Source organism: Stenotrophomonas sp. HMWF023 (genome assembly GCF_003060985.1).
GTDB classification, from domain to species: Bacteria; Pseudomonadota; Gammaproteobacteria; order Xanthomonadales; family Xanthomonadaceae; genus Stenotrophomonas; species Stenotrophomonas lactitubi.
The window spans coordinates 1-6,159 of the sequence record NZ_QAIJ01000351.1 but is presented as its reverse complement, the minus strand read 5'-3'; the positions used below and the strand labels follow the sequence as shown (position 1 = coordinate 6,159).

General features: G+C 66.5%; 7 protein-coding genes. 3 read left to right on the top strand and 4 right to left on the bottom strand.

The genetic code is table 11. The features are described from left to right. Positions 1-503: 503 nt before the first annotated feature. The 4 genes from DBR20_RS21265 to hemH all read right to left on the bottom strand — a co-directional run bounded on the left by DBR20_RS21265 (position 504) and on the right by hemH (position 4,708). On the bottom strand, positions 504-2,600 hold the full coding sequence (locus DBR20_RS21265; RefSeq protein ID WP_108268288.1) for a methyl-accepting chemotaxis protein: 2,097 nt from the start codon (positions 2,598-2,600) through the stop codon (positions 504-506). Positions 2,601-2,614: 14 nt separating this feature from the next. Further along, on the bottom strand, positions 2,615-2,764 hold the full coding sequence (locus DBR20_RS22250) for a hypothetical protein (protein ID WP_181393145.1): 150 nt from the start codon (positions 2,762-2,764) through the stop codon (positions 2,615-2,617). Between the two features lie 127 nt (positions 2,765-2,891). Beyond that, positions 2,892-3,749, bottom strand: coding sequence for an alpha/beta hydrolase (locus tag DBR20_RS21260; protein ID WP_108268286.1), 858 nt, complete (start codon positions 3,747-3,749; stop codon positions 2,892-2,894). After that, positions 3,746-4,708 carry a ferrochelatase gene (gene hemH / locus DBR20_RS21255; RefSeq protein ID WP_108268284.1) on the bottom strand — a complete coding sequence of 321 codons (963 nt, stop codon included), beginning with the start codon at positions 4,706-4,708 and terminating at the stop codon, positions 3,746-3,748. Before hemH ends, DBR20_RS21260 begins: the two co-directional genes overlap by 4 nt. A 166-nt stretch (positions 4,709-4,874) precedes the next feature. On the opposite strand from hemH, the gene DBR20_RS21250 reads away from it, so the two are divergent. The 3 genes from DBR20_RS21250 to DBR20_RS21240 form a co-directional block, all read left to right on the top strand. Continuing rightward, positions 4,875-5,765 (top strand): YSC84-related protein, encoded by an 891-nt coding sequence (locus DBR20_RS21250; protein ID WP_108268282.1) that lies wholly within the window; start codon positions 4,875-4,877, stop codon positions 5,763-5,765. A 74-nt stretch (positions 5,766-5,839) separates the two neighbouring features. After that, positions 5,840-6,067: a Sec-independent protein translocase subunit TatA gene (gene tatA / locus DBR20_RS21245; protein WP_100461960.1), complete on the top strand. Its 228-nt coding sequence runs from the start codon at positions 5,840-5,842 to the stop codon at positions 6,065-6,067. 15 nt (positions 6,068-6,082) lie between these two features. After that, a partial coding sequence (locus DBR20_RS21240; protein WP_181393146.1) for a twin-arginine translocase TatA/TatE family subunit occupies positions 6,083-6,159 on the top strand: 77 nt, incomplete at its 3' end.

Genomic DNA, 6,159 nt, shown 5'->3' with positions numbered 1-6,159 from the left:
TCGGAAGTGAAACGTAGCTGCGCCGATGGTAGTGTGGCCTAAGCCATGCGAGAGTAGGTCATCGCCAGGGTTTATACCCCAAAAACCCCGCTGCTCACGCAGCGGGGTTTTTCTTTGTGCGCGAGAAACCAATGCGTCGTGCCGGCCAGCGGCCGGAAACCCATGAACGTCACGCGGCGGCAGGCGGTTGCCGGCCAGCGGCCGGCACTACCGGGGCCCAGTAGGGATTGCGTATGCGGCCCAGCCTCACGCAGATAGCCGGTAGCCGCGCATGGGAAAGCGGCGCCCCTTGGGCGCCGCCTTCTGTGCAACTCAACTGCTGGTGGGCCCACTAGCTGCGCCGCAACGGCCGGTGCCCTCGGCCCTCATCATCGCGTCGCGGGCAGCCTTGAACGGATTGCCTTCGCATCCATTGAGCCAACGAACCCTGCCGCGAACGGCGCCCAATAAAAAGGCGGCGCCCTGCGGGCGCCGCCTTCCATGGAACATGGCGCAGGGTCTGCTCAGTCGATCAACGCGGCCTCGCGCTGCCGGAACACCGATACCGCCTGGTTCAGTGCGCCTGCCTGCGACTGCAGTTCCCGTGCCGCTGCAGTGGCTTCCTCCACCAGAGCCGCATTCTGCTGCGTGGCCTGGTCCATCTGCACCACCGTCTGGTTGATCTGCTCGATACCGGAAGACTGCTCCTGCGATGCTGCCGAGATCTCGCGCATCAGGTGGCTTACATTCTCCACGCCGCCGACGATGCCCCGCATGCGCTGTCCGGCATCGGCCACCAACTGGGCGCCCTCGCCGACCTGACGACCTGCCTCGTCGATGAGGACCTTGATCTCCTGAGCGGCTGCCGCCGATCGCTGCGCCAGCACACGGACTTCGCTGGCGACGACCGCGAACCCTCGCCCCTGCTCGCCGGCGCGTGCTGCTTCAACCGCTGCGTTGAGCGCGAGGATGTTGGTCTGGAAGGCAATGCCGTCGATCACGCCGGTAATGTCGCCGATCCGCTTCGACGCGCCTTCGATGGCCTGCATGGTGTCGACCACCCGCTGCATGGCGTGGTTGCCATCACTTGCTGCGCCCTGGGTGGTGGCGGCCAGCTCACTGGCCTGCCGCGCATGCGCTGCATTCTGGCGCACGGTGGCGGTCAGCTCCTCCATCGAAGCGGCGGTTTCCTGCAGATGCGCAGCCTGTCGCTCGCTGCGCTCGGACAGTGCGCCGTTGCCGGCGGCGATTTCGCTGGCAGCCGTGCTGATGGTGGTTGCGCAGTGCTGGATGTGGCCAACCATGCGCGCCAGCTGGTTCGCGGTGGCGTTGGCATCGCGCTGGATGGCGGCGAACGCGCCGTGATACTCGCCCTGCATGCGGCGGTCGAGATCGCCGTTGGCCATCGCCGACAGCATCTCCCGCACTTCGTCCACCGTGCTGCCCAGGGTATCCAGCAACTGGTTGATGCCACCGGTCAGGCCGTCGAGGAAGCTGGCGCCTTCGCTGGCCTGCAGGCGCTGTTCGAGATCACCGTGCGCGGCGGCATCGACAATCCCGGCAACGGCATTCTCCAGCGTCAGCTCATGGGTGCGGTCATGCCATTCCACCGCAAAGCCCAGGCGCGCGCCCTGTGCATCGAACACCGGGGTGACCACCTGCGCGAAATGCACCGGACCGATCCGCACCTTGCCGTGGTGCGTTGCCTGCAGCCCGTTGAGGATGCCGCGAATGCGGTCAGGGTTGGCATGGAAGCGATGGATGCTGCTGCCGACCAGCCGCTCTGCATCGAAATCGGGGAATGCCTGGCGCAGCGTGGCCTGCTGGTTGCGCAGCAGTGCCACCACCGAGCGGTTGACGTAGCGGATGACGTGATCGTTGTCGGCAATCATCATCGCCGTGCGCGAGGCATCAAGTGCCTGGCGGATCTGCGCGTTCTCGGCGTGCGCCTCGGCTTCGCGGCCACGCTGCACCTGCACATGACGTGCGGTATCGGCCAACGCGTGGGCCAGTGAACCAGGTGCGTAGCCGCGTGCATCGGCATGTGCGCCGAGGTCGGCGCCGGTGGCGATGTCGCGTGCCAATGCGGCCAGGCGATGCGGGCCGTGACCCAGCGCCTCGCTCTGTTGGCGCAGGCGCGCGGCGGTCTGGCCCAGAACCAGCGTCAGCACCGCCAGGGCAGTGGCGTTCAACAGCGGCGGCAGGACGGCCGCTCCTTCAAGCAACGGTGCCAGTACTGCAATGACGCCGATGGCGCCGGCCAGCCACAACGGCAGGCGGTCACGCTGGGTGAGCAGCACGCCCAGCAGCAGCGCGATCGGCAACGCGGCATTCAATCCGGCGATATGGCAGAGCAGGCCCAACTGCAGTGACAGCAGTACCGCCAGACCGTTGCGCGCGATGGCGTGGCCGGCTTGGCGCAAGCCCAGCCAGGCGGCTGGCAGCACCGCGGCGGCAACGGCGCTCGCAGCGGGCAGCGAAGTGCCGCGCAGAGCCAGCACAAGGCCGATCAACGCAAATACCACGCTACCCAGCAGCAGGCGACGATCGCCCCGCTGTGCCAGCTGTTGCAGATAAGGGACACGGCCCTGGTCGGGCGGGCGGGAGGACGCAATGGACATCGGCAACTCCTGGATCAACGGACGGCAGCGGCCATGCAACGCGCTGCGCGGATGAGCGCAACGACGGCAGGGTCGGGAAATTCGGGGAATGCGGCGCAGGCTGCGACGCGGAGGACAGACACCGTGACCACATCCTGTGGATGACGGTGCAGCAGACGGGACATGCGGTCTTCCTTGCAGAACCAGGAACGAGCCGCAGGCACAAAGGGCCTGCGTGCTGTGGGCGCAGGGGCCCACTACCGTTCTATCGGCCGCACTGGCGCAGAGTGAAGTACGCGCAGCCGACGATGGTCAGCGTGCGTTGCTGTTTCCGCTCAGGAATGCATCGATGACTGCGGCAACCTGTACCGGGTGCTCCATGTGCAGATGATGGTTGCCGGGGAATACCGCCAGGCGGCCATCACGCAGGTGCTGCAGGCGCTCGCTGCGCATCGGCTCGGGATAGTAAGACTGCGCAGGCGTGGCATAGATCACCTGGGTCGGGCAGCTGATGGCCTGCAGCAGGTTGTCGATCTGGCCTTCGCTGAGGCGGATCGCGGTGGGCAGCATCAGGCGCGGATCGCTGCACCAGCGATAGCCGCCTTCGACCGGCTCGACACCGCGTTCAACCAGCAGACGTGCGCAGCCTTCGCTGAGCTGGTTGGTCATCATCCGCGCACGGATCGGTGCGGCCAGATCCGGGAACACGCGCAGCTGCTTGCGTGCGAGTGCACGGGTGGCATCGACGTGTTCGCGCAGACGGTTGGCGGTGTCTTCTTCCGGTCCGCGCAGGCCGCCGAGCGCCTCGATGGCGACCAGGCGTTCGATACGATCACTGACCGCCGCGGTGAGGCTGGCGATGCCGGCACCCATCGAATGGCCCATCAGGGTGAACCGGTCCCAGCCCAGCGCGTCGGCGACATCGAGTACATGGGTGATCGCCGCCGGAGTGGTGTACACCGCACCAGTGGGCAGATGTGCGCTGTGGCCGTGTCCGGGCAGGTCGATCGCCACCAGGTCCAGTTGTGGCAGATGCGGCGCCAGCGGTACGAAGCTGGCCGCGTTGTCGAGCCAGCCGTGCAGGGCCAGCACGCGCGGTCCCTCGCCTGCACGGCGCAGGCCGGCAACGCGGACGCCCGCGACCTGCAGTTCAAACGGCTGCAGGGTCATGCCAGCGAGGCCACGGCCAGCCGAGCCAATGCGCGGGCGTGTTCCGGTTCGGCGTTGAGGCAGGGGATGTAACGCATCTGCGCGCCGCGCTCGGCCAGTGTTTCGGTGAAGCCCATGGCGACTTCTTCCAGTGTTTCCAGGCAGTCGGTGGCAAACCCGGGGCAGACCACATCGATCTGTTTCACCCCCGCTTCGGCCAGCTCCCACAGGCTGGGTTCGGCGTAGGGCTGCAGCCAGCGTTCGCGGCCGAAGCGCGACTGGTAACCCATCTGCCAATCATCCGCGCCCAGGCCCAGCGCCGCGGCGATCGCGCGTGCACTGGCCTCGCAGCGCTGCGGATAGGGATCGCCGGCATCGGCAAGGCGCTGCGGAATGCCATGGAAGGAGAACATCAGCTTCTGGCCGCGACCCTGCTGCTGCCAATAGCGCTGGATCGAGCCGGCGACGGCGGCAACCCAGTCGGGATCGATCGAATAGTCCTGCACCAAGCTGACCATGACCTGCGGGTTCCTGCGCTGCCACGCATCCACGCGGTCTTCGACCGAGGCGGTGGTGGTGGTCGAATATTGCGGATACAGCGGCAAGACCACGACGCGGCGCACGCCCTCGCTGGCCAGCCGATCCAGTTCGGTGGTCAGCGCCGGTTCGCCGTAGCGCATCGCGTGGCGCACGCGCAGCGTCGGCAGCAGCGTCTGCATCGCCTGCGCCAGTTGGCGGGTATGGACCATCAGCGGCGAGCCTTCCGGCAGCCACACCTGGGCGTACTTGGCGGCCGAACGACCACTGCGCAGCGGCAGTATCAGGCCGCGCAGCAGGGGCTGCCACAGCAGTGCGGGTATCGCGACCACACGCGGGTCGGACAGGAATTCGGCCAGGTAACGACGAACAGCGGGAGCCGTCGGCGTCTCGGGCGTGCCTAGGTTGACCGCCAGTACGGCGGTATCGGGTGCGTCGAGCATGGGCGGTATTGTCGCCGATTCCATCGTCACGTCGGCATGCAGGGTTCGCATCGATGTCATCGATGAGGTAAATGTGAGCAGGCAACGCTCATTGGGGATTCATCACATCACCACTAATTTCAGTCACTTGCTATATCTTCCTATGGACTGACTTCTGGAGCCTGCCATGCGTCGCCCGATCCAAGCCCTGCTGATCGCCGCCAGCCTGCTGTCCAGCCAGGCCATGGCCGGACCGCAGGAAGACCAGCGCGCCCGCAACGCGGTGCGTGTACTGGCTGAAATCCAGGGAATCCCTGAACAGGGTATTCCAGACAAATTGCTCGACGAAGGCCGCGCGGTCATCGTCATTCCCGACACGATCAAGGCCGGTCTGGTGATCGGCGGACGCCGTGGCCACGGCCTGATGTCGGTGCGCATGCCCAATGGTGCGTGGTCAAACCCGGTATTCATCAAGCTCACCGGCGGCAGCATCGGCTTCCAGGCCGGCGTGCAGTCCTCCGACGTGGTGCTGGTGTTCCGCAACGACCGCAGCCTGGACAATCTCGTCAACGGCAAGTTCACGCTCGGCGCCGATGCCGGCGTGGCTGCCGGCCCGGTCGGCCGCAATGCCGCCGCCGCCACCGATGGCCAGTTGAAGGCCGAAATCTGGTCGTGGTCGCGCGCCCGCGGCCTGTTCGCAGGCGTGGCCCTGGATGGCGCGATCCTGCAGATCGACGATGCCGCCAACCTCGACGCCTACGGCAGCAACACCACGCCGCGGATGATCTTCGAGGGCCGCGCTGCAGGCTCGCCGTCGATGGATGTGGTCGCCTTCCGTGATCGCCTGGAAGAGGCCACCTACGCGGCGCGCAACAACCGCAACGGTGGCAATGCCGCACCGCGTCCGGCCGCCGCTGCAGCGCCCGCCCCGGCGCCTGTTCAGGCAGCACCTGCGGCACCGGTTGAAGCGACCACGGCGCCGTTGCAGGCCGTGCCGCAGACCCCGCCGCCGGCCCAGCAGGGTTTCCAGCCGGTCAACGACGGTGAAATCCGCACTGAAACGCTGGGCAACAACTGACTTTCGCCACGCGCGCCGGCTTACAGCCGGTGCGCTATGCTCGGCAATCTGATCACTAACGTAACGAGCGACTTATGGGCAGTTTCAGCATCTGGCATTGGTTGGTCGTGCTCGTCATCGTCCTGCTGGTGTTCGGCACCAAGCGCCTGACCAGTGGTGCCAAGGATCTCGGCTCGGCGGTCAAGGAATTCAAGAAGGGCATGCACGACGAAGACAAGCCGAACGCACAGTTGGGCGACGAGTCGCGCAGCCAGGACGCCGCGCGCACCGCGCAGGACGAGCACGACCGCAACGCGCGTTGATCCGGAGCGGTTGCGGTGTTTGATATCGGCTTCAGCGAACTGCTGGTGATCGCGGTTGTCGCCTTGGTGGTGCTCGGACCTGAGCGCCTGCC